This is a genomic window from Nonomuraea sp. KM90 (genome assembly GCF_052246675.1).
GTDB lineage: Bacteria > Actinomycetota > Actinomycetes > Streptosporangiales > Streptosporangiaceae > Nonomuraea.
This window is the reverse complement of the sequence record NZ_JBQQCB010000386.1, coordinates 1-875: the sequence shown is the minus strand read 5'-3', so window position 1 is coordinate 875 and position 875 is coordinate 1. Positions and strand designations below refer to the sequence as shown.

Here is an 875-nt window from a genome sequence, read left to right as displayed (position 1 = left end):
ACCCGGTTCAAGGTCTTCGCGCAGCGGGGGGTGCCGCGGGATCCGTACGAGAAGCTGGCCGATGCGGCGCAGGTGCACGCGTATACCGGGATCGCGCCGACGGTGGCGCTGCACATTCCGTGGGACAAGGTGGATGATTACGCCGATCTGGCTCGGCATGCGCGGGAGCTGGGTGTGGGGATCGGTGCGATCAATTCCAACGTGTTCCAGGATGACGACTACATGCTGGGCAGTGTCACTCATCCGCAGGCGCGGGTGCGCCGCAAGGCGACCGATCATCTGCTGGAGTGTGTGGACATCATGGATGCCACCGGTTCGGACACGTTGAAGCTGTGGTTCTCCGACGGCATCAATTATCCGGGTCAGGATGATCTGCGGGCCCGGCAGGATCGGCTGGCGGAGTCGCTGGCGCGGGTGTATGGCCGGTTGGGGGAGGGGCAGCGGTTCCTGCTGGAGTACAAGCTGTTCGAGCCGGCCTTCTACGCCACCGACGTGCCTGATTGGGGGACGGCTTACGCGCATTGTGTGAAGCTGGGGCCGAAGGCGCAGGTGGTGGTGGACACGGGGCATCACGCGCCGGGGACCAACATCGAGTTCATCGTGGCGTTCCTGTTGCGGGAGGGCAGGCTGGGCGGGTTCGACTTCAACTCGCGGTTCTACGCCGATGACGATCTGATGGTGGGGGCGGCGGATCCGTTCCAGTTGTTCCGCATCATGTTCGAGGTGATCCGGGGTGGCGGGTTGCGCGATGAGGTGGCGTTCATGCTGGATCAGTGTCACAACATCGAGCCGAAGATCCCGGGTCAGATCCGTTCGGTGATGAATGTGCAGGAGGCGACGGCCAAGGCGTTGCTGGTGGATCGGGAGGCGCTGGC

Annotated in this window: 1 protein-coding gene; it reads left to right on the top strand. The window is 64.1% G+C overall.

Going from position 1 to position 875, the window contains the following annotated elements; genetic code table 11:
- A partial coding sequence (locus ACTWPW_RS64375) for a TIM barrel protein (protein WP_443175067.1) occupies positions 1-875 on the top strand: 875 nt, incomplete at both ends.